Genomic DNA, 17,703 nt, shown 5'->3' with positions numbered 1-17,703 from the left:
CCGGGCCTGCCCGGGGTTCAGGCAGCGCCGAGCAGTCCGCGCAGGGCGTCGGCGTTGCGCACGGCGTTCCCGCCGCCGTCGTTGTTGAAGTACACAAAAACCTCCCTGCCGGCCGATTGCCATTCGCGGATCCGGTCCGCCCACCAGCACAGGTCCTGGTCCGGGTAGGAGCCGCCGTAGAGGTACTCCTGGTCGGGGCCGTGCAGCCGGACGTAGACAAACGGCGCGGTTGCCCGCAGGACGCAGGGCAGCCCCGCGCCGCTCATGATGCAGTAGGCGGCGCCGTGCCGTTCCAGCAGCGCATAAACGTCCGGGTGGTCCCAGCTGGCATGGCGGAACTCCACGCTGACCCGGATCCAGCCGGGCAGCGCCGTGAGGAAGTACTCCAGCCGGGCATCGTCCCGGGCGAACGCCGGCGGCAGCTGGACCAGCAGCACCGCCCGTTTGTCCCCAAGCTCGTGCCAGCAGCGGGCAATCCGCTCGATCCAGACCTCCGGCGCGTACAGCTTCTTCGCGTGCGTCAGACCCCGCGGGGCCTTGACGGAGAGCAGGAATCCAGGCGGGAGCCGTCGCCGCCAGCTGGCGAAGGAGGCGTCCCGGGGCCAGCGGTAAAAGCTGGCATTGAGCTCCACCGTGCTGAACCGCGCGGCGTAATGCGCCAGCCGGTCCCGCGCCGGCAGCCCGGGCGGATAGAGCACATTCTCCCAGTGGTCGTAGCTCCAGCCGCTGGTGCCAATGTGCGCTGTGCCGTTCATCCTGCCTCCCCTTCGCGGATTTCCGGAACACGAATCCTTGGAACGTTCGGACGCTGGTCCGCAGCCAGAGGGGTGTGGCACGCTAAGTCCCATGGCTCGCATTGAAGATTACGCAATGGTCGGCGATCTGCACACTGCGGCCCTGATCAGCACCGAAGGTTCGATCGACTGGCTCTGCCTGCCGCGCTTCGACTCGCCCGCCTGTTTCAACGCCCTGCTGGACACCCCGGAGTCCGGCCGCTGGCTGCTGGCTCCGGAAGGCGGCGGCGAATGCACCCGCCGGCGCTACCGCAAGGACACCCTCATCCTGGAAACCGAGTGGGAGACGCCCACCGGAAAAGTCAGGGTCATCGATTTCATGCCGCCGCGGGATACGGTGGCCGACATCGTGCGGATCGTTGTGGGCATCCGCGGCACGGTCCGGATGCGCGGGGAGCTGGTGTTGCGCTTTGACTACGGCCACATCATTCCCTGGGTACGCCACGACGAGCACGGGATCCACGCGGTCGCCGGCCCCGACGCCGCCTATTTGGTGACGAAGGCGCCGCTGCGGGGCGAGCGGATGCAGACCATCAGCGACTTCACCGTCAAGGCCGGCGAACGGGTCCCGTTTGTGCTGACCTGGGCGCCGAGCCATCTGCGGCGGCCGCGGACCGTGGATCCCGAGGAATCCCTCGTCTCCACCGAGTCATTCTGGCAGCACTGGTCGGCCCAGTGCACCGTCACAGGTGCCTACCGCGAGGCAGTGCAGCGCTCGCTGATCACGCTGAAGGCGCTGACTTTCGCGCCCACCGGCGGAATCGTGGCGGCCGTGACCACGTCATTGCCGGAGGAGATCGGCGGCACCCGGAACTGGGACTACCGGTTCTGCTGGCTCCGCGACGCCACCTTGACGCTTCAGGCGCTGCTGGCCTCCGGCTATACCGAGGAGGCCGCCGCATGGCGGGACTGGCTGCTGCGGTCCGTGGCCGGCGACCCGGCAGACCTGCAGATCATGTACGGAATCCACGGCGAGCGCCGGCTGCCGGAGGCGGAACTTCCCTGGCTGCGCGGTTACGAAGGCTCCTTCCCGGTGCGGACCGGAAACGGTGCGGCAGGCCAGTTGCAACTGGACGTCTGGGGTGAGGTGCTCGATTGCCTGTCGCTGACCCGGAACTCGCTCCTGGAGCACACTGACGAATCCTGGGACCTCCAGGTGGCGCTGATGGAGCATCTCGAGAAGGCCTGGGGCTGGCCGGACAACGGGCTTTGGGAGATGCGCGGTCCGCGGCGGCATTTCACCCACTCTAAGGTCATGGCCTGGGTGGCGGCGGACCGGATGGTCAAGGGCGTCCGGGACTTCGGCCTGACCGGCCCGGCGGACCGCTGGGAGGAACTGCGCGACACCATCCACGCCGAAGTGATGGCCAACGGGTTCGACGCCGAGCGCAACACCTTCGTGCAGTCCTACGGGCGGCCGGAGCTCGATGCAAGCCTGCTGCTCATCCCGCGCGTCGGGTTCCTGGCCCCGGATGACCCGCGCGTCATTGGCACGATTGATGCCGTCCAGCGCGAACTCACCCACGATGGCTTCCTGCGCCGCTACAAGCCGGCCGAGAGCGACGACGGCCTGCCCGGCGACGAGGGCGTTTTCATTGCCTGTTCCTTCTGGCTGGTGGAAGCGCTGATCGGGGCCGGCCGGCATCACGAGGCCAAGGAGCTGTTCGAGCGGCTGCTGGCGCTGCGCAACGACGTCGGACTCCTCAGCGAGGAGTGGGGTGTGGAGGAAGGGCGGCAGCTGGGCAATACACCGCAGGCCTTCAGCCACTTCGCCCTCGTGATGAGCGCCCTGGAGCTGAAGGCTGACGGCGTGCACCGCAGCGACACCCCGCTCCACGGGCGCTGAGCACGGAGCGGCGGCGCCCCCGGCGGATCCGCTGCAGTCGCTGGGAGCAGGGTTTTCGTCCGGCCATTAGATAAGTACACTTACTAATATCCCAAAGGTGGGGCGAAGGATGAAGGAGAGTGCGATGGCTGGATATTTCGAGCTGGTGGATGCGCCCGACGGCGGCTACCGGATCCGCATGCTGGACGGTGCCGGCAGCCTGATGGCAGTGACCGTCACGTTCCCGACCAAGAGGGCAGCCGTGGCCGGTGTTGCCCAGGCACGCGAAATCGCCGGCACCGGCCTGATCCGGGACCGCAGCGCCGGCGGGCAGGCCGCGTTGGCCGGTCCGCTGTCCAGGCTGAGCAAGCGATCCGCCGGGGGTGCAGGCCGCGGCACTTCCCTGTCCGGCGGTTCGCTGGCAGCCGGAAAGAGAGCGCGCGCCCATCATTGAGTCCACGAGCCCTGATCCGGCCAGCCCTGATCCCGTGAGCCTCCCGGGTCCGGGCAGCGCGCCCCAGGTCACCGCCGCGCCGTCGCATCGGTCGCGCAGGGCCGCCGTGCTGTTCGACGTCGACGGCACCCTGGTGGATTCCGTTTACCTCCACACCCTGGCGTGGTGGCAGGCCTTCCGGCAGGCCGGTCACGACGTGCCGATGGCGAGCATCCACCGCTCGGTCGGCATGGGCGGGGACAGGCTGCTCGCCAGGCTGCTGCCGGCCGACCGGGATCCCGACGGCGACAGCACCATCATGACCTCGCACGCGGCCGTGTTCTCCACCTTCTGGCCCTCGCTGACACCGCTGGATGGGGCTCGAGAGCTGCTGGTGCGGTGCCACGACGGCGGCCTCGCCGTGGCGCTGGCCTCCTCCGCCCGGGAACGCGACCTCGAAGTGCTGCGGGCCGCGATCGGCGCCGACGACGCTATTGACGCCGCCACGAGTTCCGCCGACGCGAAGGAGAGCAAGCCGGCGCCGGACATCCTTGTTGCCGCCCTTGACGCCTTGGGGGTGCAGGCGTCGGACTCCGTTTATGTGGGCGACGCGGTCTGGGACGTCTACGCTGCCGGGAAGCTCGACATTCCGGCCATCGGGCTGACCTGCGGCGGGACCAGCGAAGCCGAACTCCGGGAAGCCGGCGCCGTCGAAGTCTACGCCGGACCCCGGGCACTGCTGGAGAACCTCGCAGACAGTGCGATCGGACGGCTCGCCGCCCGCGCCAACCGGACCTGACAAGCGCATACGAATGCGGCGTCAGCTGGGCCTCAGGCGGAGAACTTCCGCCACACTCTGAGGAAATCGGCCTCCGCGCTGCTGGCCAGCTGTTCTTCCTTGGCGTGCAGCCGGCCGTAGGTGAAGCCGTTCTCGCCGCTGCGCAGTGAGCGCCCGCCGAGATCAGCAAGCAGGGACCGGGCCACGACGCTGTCCTGGTGTTGCCCGAGCGAGGTCTGGATCTTGCGCGCCGCCTTGGCCGTCCGCCGCGCTTTTCCGGCCCCCCTGCCGCCGAGCGATTCGGCCAGTTCCGCGGAATAGCGCAGCCGCTTCGCCGCCTTCCGGACGTCGTGCAGCCCAACATCCCTTGCGCCGGTGCGGTCCTCCGCCGCGGGGAGTCCCTCGATCGCGCGCCGCAGCCGCTTCTCATCCCTGGCGACAAACTTGCGGATGGTTTTCCGCGGCGGCCGGGACGCCTTCCCGGACAGACGGCCGGCGTTGAGCCAGGCCTCAAGCCGGCCCAGCAGCTGGCCGTACCGCTCACTGTCGAGCGCGGCGAGGGCACCCTCAAAGCCGGCGGCAGCGGCGGCGTCGAGCTCCTCATCGATCCGGGCAGCTGCCTGGCCAAGAACCAGCTCGTCGGGTTCCGCGGCCAGCAGTTCCCGGAGCCGGGCCTGCACCACCAGCGGATCCCGGGCCGGCGCCAACGTCCCGGCGAGCCAGCGGAGTTCGGAGCGGAGATCCTCCGCAGCGCCGTCCTCGAACAGCTTCCGGCCGGAGGCGAGCAGGGAACGGAGCCGGCGGGCTGCGACACGCATCTTGTGGATCGCTTCGGCCTGATTCGCGCGGACCCCCGGGGCCTGAACGCGCAGTTCAGCAAACTGCTCGGCAAGGTAGGCGAGCAGGGCGTCTCCAGCGGTGGTTGCCATGCTTCACTGTGCTGCCACGTGCTGCCCCGCGCAAGTCCCAAAGGACACGCACCGGCACCCTGAGCAGCGGTTACAGTGTGTCCATGAGTCCAATGGGGGGAAATGGGGGTTGGCCGTCCCGCGCCGGACGGCTGGCGGGGTTTGCGGCGCCGCTTCTGGCCGCGGCACTGCTCGTGGCGGGTGTGGTCCTGCTGTTGCTTCCGGTGCGGCAGGAAAACTTCGGCTGGTTCGCCTATGCCCCGCTATCCCAGCAGGTCTTCGCCGGTCAGGGCCTGCTGATCATGGATGCGGAGAAATGGGCGGGGGTCGTGCTGCTGGGTGCCGGCCTGCTGTTGCTCGCGTTCTGGTCCGGCTACCGCACCGGCCGCCAGTCCCGGCGCCAGTCCGGCCGGCCGGGGGACGGGCCGCCCCGGGGCGGACAGCGTGGGGACGGGCCGCCCGTGGCGGGCTGACACGTCGCCGCAATGTTGCCGGAACTCTGTCCTGGCGCAGGATCTCGGCATACGCTGGCCGGATGACACGACAGCATCTGCCCGGCCGAGTAGCGGTAGTCACCGGCGCCGGTTCGGGGATCGGCCGGGCGGTCGCCCGGCTCATGCTCGCCGACGGGTACCGGGTGGTGCTGGCCGGCCGGCGCGAAGCGCAACTGCTGGAGACCGGGGCCGGCCATGCCCAGGCCCTCGCCGTTCCCTGCGACGTCACCGTGCCCGACGACGTCGAACGGCTGTTCGCCACCGCGCTCGAGCACTGGGGCCGCGTGGACGTGCTGTTCAACAATGCCGGCGTGTTCGGCCCGGCCGGCTCCGTGGACGAGATCAGCCCGGCGGACTGGGACGCCACGGTGGCGGTGAACCTGACCGGGTCCATGCTGTGTGCCGCGGCTGCTGTCCGGGCCATGAAGGCGCAGTCGCCGCAGGGCGGGCGGATCATCAACAACGGCTCGATCGCCGCCCATTCACCCCGGCCCCGGACGGTCGCCTACACCGTCACCAAGCACGCCGTGACCGGGCTGACTAAAAGCATCGAACTCGACGGCCGCGGCTTCGGCATCACCTGCGGGCAGATCGACATCGGCAATACGGCCACCGAGCTGATGGACGCAATCGGTACCGGCTCCGGGGCGGTCCAGGCCGACGGCAGCCGCCGCGTGGAGCCGACCTTTCCGGTGGAGGACGCCGCCCGGGCGGTGCTGCTGATGGCCGGGATGCCACCCTCGGCCAGCGTCGGATCCCTGGTGATTACGGCGGCCGGGATGCCGTTCATCGGTCGCGGGTAGCGCAGGGAGCAAGCCGGTCAGGGGGCACGCCGTCAGAGCGGCAGCAGGCCTGTCAGAGCGGCAGCAGGCCGGACAGGTCGGCGCGCAGGCCTGTCAGAGCGGCAGCAGGCCGGACAGGTCGGCGCGCAGCCCGGAGGCGGCCACCCTGCCGGAAGCCAGGCCGTCTGCCCAGCCCAACTGTCCGCTGACCATCGCCAGCCAGGTGGCGGCGTCGCACTCGATGACGTTCGGCGGAGTGCCCCGGGTGTGCCGGGGGCCCTCCACGCACTGCGTGACGCCGAACGGCGGAACCCGGACCTCCACCGAATTTCCGGGTGCCCGGGCGGTGACCTCCTCCAGGGAGTAGCGGACCGCCGTCGCAATTGTGGCGCGGGGGAGCGGGGCGCCGGAGTCCTGGCCGGCGGCGGGGGCAGCGCCCGACGCCGGAGCGTTGGCTGCCTGCCAGGCCGCGAGGGCGGCGAGGCCCTCATCGACGGCGATCCGGCGTCGGGCTACGGCCATGGCTAGTCGAGCAGCGCCGAGACGGCGTGGCCGAGACGGATCTTGCCCACCGGCCGGCCGCCGCCGAGCACGGGGGTGACCACCTTGTCCAGCACACTGGCGACTTCCGGGACGTCGACGGCGCCGGCGGCCGCGAGCAGGGTCAGCCCGACGAGCGTGGTGGCCCGGATGTTGCCGTCGAGGACTTTGATGGCGACGGAGGCGCCGGTGGGCGTGGCCATCACCAGCACGCCCTCGGCGCCGATTTTGGCGAGGATGCCGAGGTCGTCCATGACGATGGTGTTGCATTCGCCCTTGCCCTGCACCGCCCATGGGTAGTCCAGCATCGAGGTGGCGATCGTGGCGGCACGGGCGTTGGAGTTCTTGTCCCCGGGGGCCTTGGCCAGTTTGGAGAAGGCCCGGGCCAGTCCGGTCAGGGAGACGGCGGCCACGGGGGCGCCGCAGCCGTCGATGCCGAGGTGGGCGATGCTTTCGCCGGTGTATTCCTCGATCACGGAGCGGATGCGCTGCTGCAGCGGGTGGTTGGGTTCGAGGTAGCTGTGCGTGTCCCAGCCGTTTTCCGTGCAGGCCCAGAGGAAGGCGGCGTGCTTCCCCGAGCAGTTAAAAGCGAGCTTGGATTTGCCCCGTTCGGAGCGGACCAGCCAGTTCCGGGCGGTCTCATCCTCCGGCCAGGCTGCCGGGCACTGGAGCTGCTCTTCCCGGACGCCCGCAGCCTTGAGCATGCCCTCGACGACGTCCATGTGGTCCAGCGAGCCGACGTGGCTGCCGCAGGCGATCGCCACCTGGGCGCCGCGCAGGGGCACGCCGGACTGCATCGAGGCGAGGGCCTGCAGCGGCTTGAGCGTGGACCGGGCGAAGATCGGCGTCGTGATGTCGCCCAGTTCGGTGACGACGCTGCCGTCCCCGGCAATGAGGACGGCGGAGCCGATGTGCCGGGACTCCACAAAGCCGCTGCGTTCAACGACGGCCAGTTCGACGGCGGACTCGACGGTGAAGGTGGCGTGTGAATTCAGGGGCATGCAGCAAGTCTATGGTGCCCGGTGGGGATACGCCGGTTACTCCACGGTCACCATCAGCGACTGCCAGCCCGAGGCGCCGTCGGGCACCGGATCCGCACGCTGGTCCGTCTGGACCTCGCCTGTTCCGTCGGTCGCGCGGGCCTTGATGTAGTGCGGCCCCGGCGTGGCTTCCCAGTCGAAGGACCACTGCCGCCAGGTGATCAGTGAGGCCTCGTCCGAGAGGGTTGCCTCGGTCCAGGGCCCGTTGTCGATCTGGACCTCAACCCTGGTGATGCCGCGCGTCTGGGCCCAGGCGGTGCCGCCGATCGCGACCCGCCCGGCCGGAACCCTGGCGAAGGACTTCGGGACTTCCACCCGGGCCATGGTCTTGATCGGGCCCCGCTCCGACCAGCCGCGCCGCGTCCAGTAGGCCTGGCTGTCCGCGAAGCGGGTGACTTCGAGGTCCACCACCCATTTGGTGGCCGACACAAAGCCGTACAGGCCGGGCACGACCATCCGCACAGGGTAACCGTGTTCCAGCGGCAGGGCTTCACCGTTCATGCCGATCGCCAGCATCGCGTCGCGGTCGTCCCGGAGAACTTCCAGGGGAGTCGAGGCGCTGAAGCCGTCGATCGAGGTGGAGAGCACCATGTCGGCGCCGGCCGTGGGCCCGGCCATCTTGAGCACGTCACGGATGGGCATGCCCAGCCATTTGGCGTTGCCGGCCAGGTTCCCGCCGACCGGGTTGGACACGCAGGTCAGGGAGACGTGGGATTCGATCAGCTCCGCGTCCAGCAGGTCCTGGAAGCTGAGCCGGACCTCCCGCTCCACCAGGCCGTGGATCCGCAGTTCCCAGTCCTGGACGTTGATTTCGGGCACGCTCAGGGCGGTGTCGATGCGGTAGAAGTCGTTGTTGGGTGTCAGCCACGGTGTCACGCCGGGGGCCTTGGACTGCACCCCGGCGGGGACAGCGGGGGCCGCTTTCGCCGGCGCGGGCAGCTGCAGGGATTCGCGGGCCTGGGCCACGTTGCTGCGGGCCGCGCTGAGCAGGCGTCCGCCCGTCGCGGCGATGGCCGAGGCCGCGGCGGTAACCCCGGTGGCGGCAAAGAACGCGCGGCGGCTGGCGGCCGGACGGTTCCCGTTGCTGATCCGGTCCGGGTCCGCTGCGGCGTGGTCCGGGCCCGGGCCTGGGTTCATTTCGTTGCCCGCGTCCGTGTCCGGCCGCTGGTGTTGCCGGGTCCGCCACAGCATCGTGATCAGGAGCCGCAGCGCAATCAGCCCGGCCGCGGTGCCGACCAGTGAGGGAATGGCGTCCACCGGACGCACTCCGGCCCGGGTCACCACACTCGCCACGATCACAGCGCCCATCAGCAGCACGCCCAGGACGCCCAGAGCCCATTTCCGGTACGCCACGATGCCCAGGACGCAGGCGAGCAGCCCAATGGTGGCAGCCATCCCGGCGAACAGGGCGAGCTTGTCGTTGGTGCCGAACGTGGCGATCGCGAAATCCTTCAGCCACGGCGGAGTGAAGTCGATGAAGGTCGAGCCGAGGGCGATCAGCGGCGTCGCCCGCGCGGTGAAGAACGCGCCCACCAGTTCGGCGACGGACAGGACGACGGCGGCCGCCGCCACTCCCGCCAGCGCGGCCAGGGCGGTGGGTCCGTTCAGCCGCTTCGTCCGTGAGTCTCTCCCCGGCGGCGTCCGGGCGGAATTTCCGCGGCTGGGTTCTTCCGCGCGGGGCGTCTGCGTGCTGGGCTTGTCCATATCTGGTCTTCGGAGCCGCGCCCGCCGCGGATTGCCGCACCCCGGGTGGGACATGCCCTCCCATGGCGTTCAGGGGTGGACATGTTGGCACTATGTCCTGTGGGTGCGGTCAGGACCGGGCATGTCCCGTGGCCGCGGGTGGGGCGGCGGGTGGGTCCGCGGGTGGGTCCGCGGGGCGGCTGTGGGCGCGGCCAGGACTGGGCATGTCCCGTGGCGGTCACGGCTTAGGAGCCTGCCGGGTCCACAAAGTACCCTTGGGAACTGTGAAGGTACTAGTCATCGGCCCCGGCGGCCGCGAACACGCCATTGTCCGATCCTTGCTTGCTGACCCGAAGGTCTCCGAGGTCCACGCGGCCCCGGGCAACGCCGGCATCAGCAAACTGGTTCCCACACACGCCATCGACGCGAACGATCCCGACGCCGTCGCGGCCCTGGCCGCCAAACTGACCGTCGACCTGGTGGTCGTCGGCCCCGAGGCGCCGCTTGCCGCCGGGGTGTCCGACGCCGTCCGCGCCGCCGGCATCCCCGTGTTCGGTCCGAGCAAGGCCGCGGCCCAGCTCGAAGCCTCCAAGGCTTTCGCCAAGGAAATTATGGCCGAGGCCGGTGTCCCCACCGCCATGGCCCGGGTGGCCGCCAACGCCGAGGAAGCCTCCGACGCGCTCGACACGTTCGGCGCCCCCTACGTGGTCAAGGACGACGGACTCGCTGCCGGCAAGGGCGTCGTCGTCACCAACAACCGGGACGAGGCACTCGCGCATGCGCAGAGCTGCTTCGACGCCGGCGGCACGGTAGTGATCGAGGAATTCCTCGACGGCCCCGAGGTCTCCGTGTTTGTCCTTTGCGACGGACTGAACACCGTGGCGCTCTCCCCGGCGCAGGACTTCAAGCGGATCTTCGACAACGACGAAGGCCCCAACACCGGCGGCATGGGCGCCTACACCCCGCTGGAATGGGCGCCCGAAGGCCTCGTCCAGGAAGTCATCGACCGCGTCGCCCAGCCCACGGTCAACCAGATGGCGCACCGCGGCACCCCGTTCGTCGGCGTGCTCTTCGTCGGCCTCGCGCTGACCTCCCGCGGCACCCGCGTGATCGAATTCAACGTCCGCTTCGGCGACCCGGAAACCCAAGCCGTGCTCGCCCGCCTCAAGACCCCCCTCGGCGGGCTGCTGATGGCGGCCGCCAAGGGCGAACTGGACAAGGTCCAGCCGCTGCGCTGGTCCAAGGACACGGCGGTCGCCGTCGTCGTCGCCGCCGAAAACTACCCGGACACCCCGCGCACCGGCGACCGGATCCGCGGGCTCAAAAAAGTCGAGTCGATCGAGGGCGTCCACGTGATCCACGCCGGCACCAAGCTCGACGACGAAGGCAAGGTTGTCTCGGCCGGCGGCCGGGTCCTGGCCGTGGTGGCGCTGGGCACCGACCTCGTCGAGGCCAGGGAACGGGCTTACGACGGCGTTGAGCTGGTCCAGCTGGACGGCAGCCAGTTCCGCACCGACATCGGAGGCAAGGCGGCCCGCGGCGAGATCAAGGTCAAGACGCCCGGCAGCCCCGGCGCCACGAAAGCGAAGGCCTGAGCATGAGCACCCCCGAATCCTCCGCCCCGGAACCCACAGAGACCACAGCGCCCGCCTCCGCGCCGAAGACCGGCCTGGACACCGCGACGCTGGACCTGCCCGGCTGGAAGCACATCTACTCCGGCAAAGTCCGCGACCTGTACGTCCCGTCCGACGCATCCATCACGGAGCGGATCGGCCAGGAGTGCGTCCTCGTCGTCGCCAGCGACCGGATCAGCGCCTACGACCACGTCCTCGCCAGCGAGATCCCGGACAAGGGCCGCATCCTGACCCAGCTGAGCCTCTGGTGGTTCGAACAGCTCGGTGTGGAGCACCACGTGCTGGCCTCCACGGTCGACGCCGGCGTGCCCGCCGCCGTCGAGGGCCGGGCGATGATCTGCAAGAAGCTGGACATGTTCCCGGTCGAATGCATCGCCCGCGGCTACCTCACAGGCTCGGGGCTGCTCGAGTACCGGCAGTCCGGCACGGTGTGCAGCATCCCGCTGCCGGACGGACTCGTGGACGGGTCACGGCTCGACGAGGCCATCTTCACCCCCTCCGCGAAGGCTGAGGTGGGTGAGCATGACGAGAACATCACCTACGACGCCGTCGTCGAACTCGTCGGCGCGGACATCGCCGCCCGGCTCCGCGAGCTCACGCTGGAGATCTACACCAAGGCCGAGACGATCGCCCGCGGCCGCGGCATCATCCTCGCCGACACCAAGGTGGAGTTCGGCTTCGACGCCGCCACCGGCGTCATCACCCTCGGCGACGAGGTGCTCACCCCGGACTCCTCACGGTTCTGGGATGCCGCCACTTACGAGCCGGGCAAGGCCCAGCCGTCCTATGACAAGCAGTACGTCCGCGACTGGCTGACCTCGGCCGAATCCGGCTGGGACAGGTCCTCGGACGCCCCGCCGCCGGCGCTGCCCGCCGACGTCGTCGTCCGCACCCGCGGCCGCTACGTGGAGGCGTACGAGAAGCTCACCGGGCGCACCTTCGCCGAGCTGTAATGACCACGGGCGGGGGCCGCTAGGTTCCGGCGGAAGCTGCGGCCTGCGCCCGGCGCTGCGCCAGCCGGATTTCCAGCACGGCGTCCATTGACTGCTGGACCCGGTCCGAGGCGCCGGCTGCGCTGAATTCCCGCTGCGCTTCCTCGAGGTAGACGAGAGCCTCGTCGGATTCGCCGGCGGCTTTGAGCGCCTTGCCGAGCAGCAGCGAGACTTCGCCGGCGACGTGCTTGGCCAGGGCGTCCTTGTCGGCGTGGATTTCGCGCAGTTTCTGGACGGCAGCGACAATATCGCCGGTGAAGTAGAGCCAGCGGGCCCGGATGAACGCGACCTCGAGGTGGTCCGTTTTGTTGCCCCCCACGATGGAGAGCGCCAGTTCGGCCCGTTCGATCGAGGTCAGCGTTTCGGGCTCGACGATCCCGGAGGACAGGCGGACGGCGGCCGAGGCCTTGTTGAACCGGGCCCAGAGGTCGATGTCGTTCGCGGGGGAGAGCATTTGCGCCGCACGCTCGTGGTACTTGATGCCCTCCTGGTAGTCGTGGCGCATGAACGCCACGTTGCCGATCACCCAGGCGACCTCGCCGGCGAGCTGGGTCATGGAATGGTCGTCCATCTGCTCGTTCATGTCCTGGCAGTACTGCCATGCCTCATCGAGGCGGCCGCTTTCGGCCAGCGCGCCGATCAGGGCGCGCAGCGCGCCAATGATCAGGGTGGATCCCTTCGGCAGTTCGGCGCAGAGCCGGACCGCTTCCTGCGCGTGTTCGACGGCGACTGCCAGCTGCCCCCGGCCGTGGCATACCGCCGCGAGCATCTGCCGGGCCCGCACGCCCAGGCCCGCTGACTCGGCGGCCATCGGGTGGTCCAGCAGCCGCTGCACCAGGTCCTGGCATTCCTTCAGCTCACCCTGTTTCATCAGGCATTCCGCCTGCATGTAGCTCATGTTCCACCAGGCGCTGGTGTTCTTGGCCTCCAGCGCGATCTGCGCAGCCGTCGCAGCGTGTGACGCGGCGAGGTTGTAATCCCGCAGGTCCCAGGCCTGGCGGGCATACAGTCCCGCGAGCACGTATTCGGCGTCGCTGACGGACACCGGCTGGCTCCAGGCTTCCAAGGCCTTGGGGGCGAGTTCAAGCCGCCGGGCCAGCTCCTCGATCACGTCCGCCGTTGGTTCACGGCGCCCAGTCTCCAGCAGGGAGATGTAGCTGGGCGAGTACAGATCGCGGCCCAGTTCGGCCTGCGTCAGGCCGCGCTCCAGCCGTTCTGCTCGGAGTTTTTCCCCGAATCCGTTCCCCACGGATACCTCCTAATTCCGGACAGTCTTTGTACTAAATGCTTGACAGTCTCTGTACAAGCCATTTTACAATATATGTCAACAAGGGCTCTTGCTGGCTTTGTATTGTGTCCGACTCGTTTCAGACTCGTATTGAGGAACCCACATGATCAAGAAGATTGCAGCTTCTGTCGCCCTGGCCGGGGCGCTGGCTCTTTCCGCAGCGGCTCCCGCAGTCCTGTCCATCAACGCTATCGGCAACTGGCCGGATCCCATGGGATCCATCCTGGCGATCGGGAACTGGCCCGATCCGATGAGCTCCCCCCAGGGAAGCCTCTCGGCTATTGGCAACTGGCCGGACCCGATGACCTTCTCCACCAACATCGGCAACTGGCCCGACCCGATGTAAGCAGTAGCTCTACATGGCTCCGGGACACCTGCAAGGGTGTCCCGGAGCTGTTTTTTGCCCTGAAGCCCTTAGCGGCTGCTCCATCTCGGCCCTTTTGAGGGGTCAAAACGGCAGTTGTGGAGCAGCCGATGGGGTTTTCGACGGCGGCGCCGGCTGATGGGGTCGGAGGCCACAAGTCGGTCACAAGTCGGTCACATGGCGGGCACACAAAGAAGAGGGCCTTCCAGCTGGAAGGCCCTCTTCTTGATTGGTCGGGATGACAGGATTTGAACCTGCGACCTCGTCGTCCCGAACGACGCGCGCTACCAAGCTGCGCCACATCCCGATCCGTTACTTCAAAAGCAACTTCACAAGACTATCCGATGGGGGGCCCGGATGCGAAATCGGGGTCTCAGACCAGCGAATCCTTCCAGGCTCCGTGCAGCTGGGCGAACCGGCCCCCGCCGCCGATCAGCGCTGCCGGGCTGCCGTCCTCGACGACGCGCCCGTCGTGGATCACAAGGACCCGGTCGACGGCCTCCACCGTGGACAGGCGGTGCGCGATGATCAGGGCGGTCCGTCCGGCGTCGCGCCCGCTGCCCTTGAGCAGCCCCGCGAGGCCGGTCTGGACGAGCCGTTCGGAGGGGATGTCCAGTGAGGACGTCGCCTCGTCCAGGATCAGCACGGCGGGTCGGGCCAGGAACGCCCGGGCGAAGCTGATCAGCTGGCGCTGCCCGGCGGAAACCCGGCCGCCGCGCTTGTTGACATCCGTGTCGTAGCCTTCGGGGAGCGCCTGGATGAACCCGTGCGCGCCCACGGCCCGCGCGGCGGCCTCAATTTCGTCGCGGGACGCCTCCGGCCGGCCCAGCGCGATGTTGTCCGCCACGGAGCCGCTGAACAGGAAGGCCTCCTGGGTGACCATCACGACGTTCCGGCGCAGGTCCGCCGTCGCGAGCTCCCGCAGGTCCACGCCGTCGAGCGTCAGCGAGCCTGCGGTGACGTCGTAGAAGCGGGCGATCAGCTTGGCGAAGGTGGACTTGCCGGCACCGGTCTGGCCCACCAGCGCCACGGTCTGGCCGGCGGGGATGTGCAGGTCCAGGGTGGGGATGACCACCGGGCCGTCGCCGTAGCGGAATTCGACCTGCTTGAAGTCGATCGTTCCGCGGGCGTCGTGCAGTGCCACCGGGTTCGTGGGCGGCCGGACGGTGGGAACCTCCTCCAGCAGCCCGGAGACCTTCTCCAGCGCCGCCTGGGCGCTCTGGAAGGAGTTGTAGAACATGGCCATCTGGTCCACCGGCTGGAAGAACCGTTTGGTGGACAGAATCAGGGCCAGCAGCACGCCGACGGCGAGATCGCCGCTGAGCACCCGGAAGCCGCCGAAGAGCAGGACGACGGCGACGCAGACGTTGCCGATCAGCACCAGGCCGGGCTGGAAGATGCCGTTGAGGTTGATGGAGCGGACCGTGACCCTGCGGTAGTCCTCCGCGAGGGTGGCGTAGCGTGCGGCGTTGTCGCGTTCCTTGCGGAAGGCCTTGACCGCGCGGATGCCGGTCATGGTTTCCACGAAGTGCACGATCATCCCTGAGGAGGCGACGCGGGATTCGCGGAACGCGATCTGGGAGCGTTTCTGGTACCACCGCGTCAGGAAGTACATCGGCACGCCGGCGGCCAGGACCAGCAGCCCGCTGCGCCAGTCCAGGGCGACCACCGTCGCGGCGGTCAGCACCATAAACAGCAGCCCCGAGGCCAGCGAGCTGATTCCGGAGTCCAGGAGCTCCCGCAGCGCCTCCAGATCCGAGGTCTGCCGGGCGATGATGCGCCCCGAGGTGTACTTTTCGTGGAATTCCAGGCTGAGCCGCTGGGTGTGCCGGAACACCCGGACGCGCAGGTCCAGCAGCATCGCCTGGCTCAGCCGCGCCGTCGAGGTCACGTACAGGGCCGTGAGGCCCGCCGTCGCGACGGCGGCCGCCAGGTAGGCGGCGCCGGTGAGCAGCAGCGGGACGTTGTCACCGGCCCGCAGGGCAGGCAGTGCCCGGTCGATGCCGAAGGCGATCAGCGCCGGCCCGGCGACCCGCGCCGCCTGGGACAGCACGACGGCGGCAATGGTCAGCCAGAAGCGCCGGCGCACCGGGCGGATGAGCGAGCCGAGCAGGGCAAGGGAGCGGCGCCGCACGGCCTTGCTCTCGGTCCGGGACAGGTGCGCGTTGTCCTCGTTCGCGGTGCCGAACGTTGTGCTGCTCATCGGGAAATCTCCTCGGCGCCAAGGCCTGACAGATCGGAATCCAGCAGGTCGGAGTCGAGGTCCCGCGGCTCCGGATCGAGGCTGGCGATCACGTGGCGGTAGTGGCGGTTCTCGGCGAGCAGTTCGGTGTGGGTGCCGACCGCGGTGATCCGGCCGTCCTCCAGCAGCGCCACCCGGTCCGCCATTGCCACGGTGGACGGGCGGTGGGCCACGATCAGCGTGGTGGTGCCGGAGAGCACCTGCCGCAGCCTGGTCTCGACAAGTTCCTCGGTGTGGACGTCCAGGGCGGAGAGCGGATCGTCCAGGACCAGGACCCTGGGCCGGGCGGCGATGGCCCGGGCCAGGGCGATGCGCTGCCGCTGGCCACCGGAAAGGCTGAGTCCTTCCTCGCCGATCAGCGTGTCCAGGCCCGCCGGCAGCGAGTACGCGAAGTGGGCCTGGGCGACGTCGAGCGCTTCCTCCAGCGCCCGCTCGCGTTGCCCGTCCGGCAGGCCGGCCGGGGCGCCCAGCATCACGTTGTCGCGGACCGAGTTGGAGAACAGGGTGGTGTCTTCAAACGCAACGCCGACGACCGTGCGGAGCTCCTCGACACTGAACTCGCGCAGGTCCACCCCGTCAATGGTGACGGCGCCGTCGGTGACATCGAAGAGCCGGGGAACCAGCTGGAGCAGCGCGCTCTTGCCGCTGCCGGTGGTTCCGACCAGGGCCATCGTTTCGCCGGGTTCGAGCGCCAGGCTGATGCCCTTCAGGATGGGCTTGTCCGGGGCATCCTCATAGGCGAAGGTGACCTCGTTGAAGCTAAGCGTGCCCTTCAGCTCGGCCGGGCGGCGCGGCTGTGCCGGGCTGGTGATCGTGTTCACCGAGTCCATCACCTCGAAGTGCCGGTCCAGCACGGACTTGGCGTTGAGGGCCATGGCCAGCAGCGTGCCGGAAAACTCGACCGGCGTGGCAACCACCGCAGCGGTGGCAAAGAACGCCACCAGCGCGCCGATGCTCAGCTCGCCGGTTGAAACCAGCAGGACGCCGACGACGAGGCCGGCTCCGAGGGCGAGCTCGGGCAGGAGCGTCACGACCATGCTGAACGTGGCCACGTGCTTGGCCTTGACGATTTCCGTCTGGCGGAGCTCCTCGGCCTGTTCGTTGAAGTTCTCCAGCGCCTCGCGGCTGCGGCCGAACGCCTTGAGCACCCGGATCCCGTGGACCGATTCCTCGACCGTGGTGGCGAGGTCCCCGGCCTGGTCCTGGCTGCGGCGGGCCACCTTGCTGAAGCGGGTGCGGAAGCGGAAGCCGTACACCATGATCGGCACGGCGGCGGCGAGGAAGATCAGCGCCAGCTGCCAGCTCATCGTGAACATCACCACGACGCCGATCACCACGGTCAGGGTGGTGACCACGAGCATGATGGCGCCGAAAGCCATCCAGCGGCGCAGGAAGTTCAGGTCCGTCATGGCGCGGGAAAGCAGCTGGCCGGAGCCCCACCGGTCGTGGAAGGAGACAGTCAGGTCCTGCAGATGGTCATAGAGGGACACCCGCATCCGGGTCTCGACGGTGGTGGCGGGATTGATCACGAACTGCCGGCGCAGCGCGACCAGGCCGGCCTCGGCGACACCCAGGCCCAGGACCACCAGGGACGCGATCCAGACCGCGTCCGCGCTGCCGCCGGGCTGGAGCGACTCGTTGACCAGCACCCGCAGCACCTGGGGGATTGTCAGGGCCACCACGCTGGCCGTCAGGGCGCAGAGCAGACCCATAACGAGCCGCGGAATGATCGGCCTGACGTGGGGATAAAGACGGCTGATGGAGGAGAAAAATGAGGTCTGCTTGGCCATGCCCGCTTCTTAAGAACTCAGCTGCGTAGGGGTAAACGCAACCGGATGTAGTTATCTGTAGCAACTACCCTAGGCCATCATCGCCCCGCGGGACATGCCCCGCGGCCGCCCGGGAG

Annotated in this window: 16 protein-coding genes and 1 tRNA gene; 8 read left to right on the top strand and 9 right to left on the bottom strand. The window is 69.0% G+C overall.

Features of this window, described 5'->3' with window-relative positions; genetic code table 11:
- Positions 1–17: 17 nt before the first annotated feature.
- Positions 18–755, bottom strand: a complete 738-nt coding sequence (locus tag AC50YM_RS15395) for a DUF72 domain-containing protein (RefSeq protein ID WP_494957823.1) — start codon at positions 753–755, stop codon at positions 18–20.
- Between the two features lie 91 nt (positions 756–846).
- Here AC50YM_RS15395 and AC50YM_RS15390 point away from each other — a divergent pair, with 91 nt between their 5' ends.
- The 3 genes from AC50YM_RS15390 (at position 847) to AC50YM_RS15380 (ending at position 3,851) form a co-directional block, all read left to right on the top strand.
- On the top strand, positions 847–2,640 hold the full coding sequence (locus tag AC50YM_RS15390; protein ID WP_494957822.1) for a glycoside hydrolase family 15 protein: 1,794 nt from the start codon (positions 847–849) through the stop codon (positions 2,638–2,640).
- 124 nt (positions 2,641–2,764) lie between these two features.
- Positions 2,765–3,073, top strand: coding sequence for a hypothetical protein (locus AC50YM_RS15385; protein WP_494957821.1), 309 nt, complete (start codon positions 2,765–2,767; stop codon positions 3,071–3,073).
- A gap of 34 nt (positions 3,074–3,107) precedes the next feature.
- Positions 3,108–3,851, top strand: a complete 744-nt coding sequence (locus AC50YM_RS15380) for an HAD family hydrolase (RefSeq protein WP_494957820.1) — start codon at positions 3,108–3,110, stop codon at positions 3,849–3,851.
- Positions 3,852–3,883: 32 nt separating this feature from the next.
- Here AC50YM_RS15380 and AC50YM_RS15375 read toward each other — a convergent pair whose 3' ends face one another.
- Positions 3,884–4,759, bottom strand: a complete 876-nt coding sequence (locus AC50YM_RS15375; RefSeq protein ID WP_494957819.1) for a CHAD domain-containing protein — start codon at positions 4,757–4,759, stop codon at positions 3,884–3,886.
- 83 nt (positions 4,760–4,842) lie between these two features.
- Between AC50YM_RS15375 and AC50YM_RS15370 the strand changes: the two genes are divergently transcribed.
- Both AC50YM_RS15370 and AC50YM_RS15365 read left to right on the top strand, forming a co-directional pair.
- On the top strand, positions 4,843–5,211 hold the full coding sequence (locus AC50YM_RS15370) for a hypothetical protein (protein ID WP_494957818.1): 369 nt from the start codon (positions 4,843–4,845) through the stop codon (positions 5,209–5,211).
- A gap of 62 nt (positions 5,212–5,273) precedes the next feature.
- Complete coding sequence (locus tag AC50YM_RS15365) at positions 5,274–6,035, top strand: SDR family oxidoreductase (RefSeq protein ID WP_494957817.1); 762 nt, start codon at positions 5,274–5,276, stop codon at positions 6,033–6,035.
- 93 nt (positions 6,036–6,128) lie between these two features.
- Here the strand turns inward: AC50YM_RS15365 and AC50YM_RS15360 are convergent, their stop codons facing one another.
- From AC50YM_RS15360 to AC50YM_RS15350, 3 genes are read right to left on the bottom strand one after another with little or no spacing between them, the layout of a single operon-like run.
- Positions 6,129–6,536, bottom strand: coding sequence for a sterol carrier family protein (locus AC50YM_RS15360; RefSeq protein WP_494957816.1), 408 nt, complete (start codon positions 6,534–6,536; stop codon positions 6,129–6,131).
- A gap of 2 nt (positions 6,537–6,538) precedes the next feature.
- Positions 6,539–7,555 (bottom strand): asparaginase, encoded by a 1,017-nt coding sequence (locus tag AC50YM_RS15355; protein ID WP_494957815.1) that lies wholly within the window; start codon positions 7,553–7,555, stop codon positions 6,539–6,541.
- Positions 7,556–7,591: 36 nt separating this feature from the next.
- On the bottom strand, positions 7,592–9,298 hold the full coding sequence (locus AC50YM_RS15350) for a molybdopterin-dependent oxidoreductase (RefSeq protein WP_494957814.1): 1,707 nt from the start codon (positions 9,296–9,298) through the stop codon (positions 7,592–7,594).
- A gap of 263 nt (positions 9,299–9,561) precedes the next feature.
- Between AC50YM_RS15350 and purD the strand changes: the two genes are divergently transcribed.
- On the top strand, positions 9,562–10,872 hold the full coding sequence (purD, locus tag AC50YM_RS15345; RefSeq protein ID WP_494957813.1) for a phosphoribosylamine--glycine ligase: 1,311 nt from the start codon (positions 9,562–9,564) through the stop codon (positions 10,870–10,872).
- Positions 10,873–10,874: 2 nt separating this feature from the next.
- On the top strand, positions 10,875–11,864 hold the full coding sequence (locus AC50YM_RS15340; protein ID WP_494957812.1) for a phosphoribosylaminoimidazolesuccinocarboxamide synthase: 990 nt from the start codon (positions 10,875–10,877) through the stop codon (positions 11,862–11,864).
- 19 nt (positions 11,865–11,883) lie between these two features.
- Here AC50YM_RS15340 and AC50YM_RS15335 read toward each other — a convergent pair whose 3' ends face one another.
- On the bottom strand, positions 11,884–13,152 hold the full coding sequence (locus tag AC50YM_RS15335) for a helix-turn-helix domain-containing protein (protein WP_494957811.1): 1,269 nt from the start codon (positions 13,150–13,152) through the stop codon (positions 11,884–11,886).
- Between the two features lie 142 nt (positions 13,153–13,294).
- Here AC50YM_RS15335 and AC50YM_RS15330 point away from each other — a divergent pair, with 142 nt between their 5' ends.
- Positions 13,295–13,537 (top strand): hypothetical protein, encoded by a 243-nt coding sequence (locus AC50YM_RS15330; protein ID WP_494957810.1) that lies wholly within the window; start codon positions 13,295–13,297, stop codon positions 13,535–13,537.
- 248 nt (positions 13,538–13,785) lie between these two features.
- Here AC50YM_RS15330 and AC50YM_RS15325 read toward each other — a convergent pair.
- The 3 genes from AC50YM_RS15325 to AC50YM_RS15315 form a co-directional block, all read right to left on the bottom strand.
- A tRNA-Pro gene (locus AC50YM_RS15325) sits at positions 13,786–13,862 on the bottom strand.
- A gap of 66 nt (positions 13,863–13,928) precedes the next feature.
- Positions 13,929–15,758 carry an ABC transporter ATP-binding protein gene (locus tag AC50YM_RS15320; protein WP_494957809.1) on the bottom strand — a complete coding sequence of 610 codons (1,830 nt, stop codon included), beginning with the start codon at positions 15,756–15,758 and terminating at the stop codon, positions 13,929–13,931.
- Positions 15,755–17,587 (bottom strand): ABC transporter ATP-binding protein, encoded by a 1,833-nt coding sequence (locus tag AC50YM_RS15315; protein ID WP_494957808.1) that lies wholly within the window; start codon positions 17,585–17,587, stop codon positions 15,755–15,757. Before AC50YM_RS15315 ends, AC50YM_RS15320 begins: the two co-directional genes overlap by 4 nt.
- Positions 17,588–17,703 lie beyond the last annotated feature (116 nt).

The sequence above is a fragment of the Pseudarthrobacter sp. RHLT1-30-1 genome (assembly GCF_059383415.1).
The sequence above is the reverse complement of the archived record's forward strand: the minus strand, read 5'-3'. Positions and strand labels throughout refer to the sequence as shown.

Excerpts from the sequence above, each read along its gene's own strand:
- AC50YM_RS15395 (WP_494957823.1), bottom strand. The coding sequence starts at position 755 with ATGAACGGCACAGCGCACATTGGCACCAGCGGCTGGAGCTACGACCAC.
- AC50YM_RS15390 (WP_494957822.1), top strand. The coding sequence starts at position 847 with ATGGCTCGCATTGAAGATTACGCAATGGTCGGCGATCTGCACACTGCG.
- AC50YM_RS15385 (WP_494957821.1), top strand. The coding sequence starts at position 2,765 with ATGGCTGGATATTTCGAGCTGGTGGATGCGCCCGACGGCGGCTACCGG.
- AC50YM_RS15375 (WP_494957819.1), bottom strand. The coding sequence starts at position 4,759 with ATGGCAACCACCGCTGGAGACGCCCTGCTCGCCTACCTTGCCGAGCAG.
- AC50YM_RS15370 (WP_494957818.1), top strand. The coding sequence starts at position 4,843 with ATGAGTCCAATGGGGGGAAATGGGGGTTGGCCGTCCCGCGCCGGACGG.
- AC50YM_RS15365 (WP_494957817.1), top strand. The coding sequence starts at position 5,274 with ATGACACGACAGCATCTGCCCGGCCGAGTAGCGGTAGTCACCGGCGCC.
- AC50YM_RS15360 (WP_494957816.1), bottom strand. The coding sequence starts at position 6,536 with ATGGCCGTAGCCCGACGCCGGATCGCCGTCGATGAGGGCCTCGCCGCC.
- AC50YM_RS15355 (WP_494957815.1), bottom strand. The coding sequence starts at position 7,555 with ATGCCCCTGAATTCACACGCCACCTTCACCGTCGAGTCCGCCGTCGAA.
- AC50YM_RS15350 (WP_494957814.1), bottom strand. The coding sequence starts at position 9,298 with ATGGACAAGCCCAGCACGCAGACGCCCCGCGCGGAAGAACCCAGCCGC.
- AC50YM_RS15340 (WP_494957812.1), top strand. The coding sequence starts at position 10,875 with ATGAGCACCCCCGAATCCTCCGCCCCGGAACCCACAGAGACCACAGCG.
- AC50YM_RS15330 (WP_494957810.1), top strand. The coding sequence starts at position 13,295 with ATGATCAAGAAGATTGCAGCTTCTGTCGCCCTGGCCGGGGCGCTGGCT.
- AC50YM_RS15320 (WP_494957809.1), bottom strand. The coding sequence starts at position 15,758 with ATGAGCAGCACAACGTTCGGCACCGCGAACGAGGACAACGCGCACCTG.
- AC50YM_RS15315 (WP_494957808.1), bottom strand. The coding sequence starts at position 17,587 with ATGGCCAAGCAGACCTCATTTTTCTCCTCCATCAGCCGTCTTTATCCC.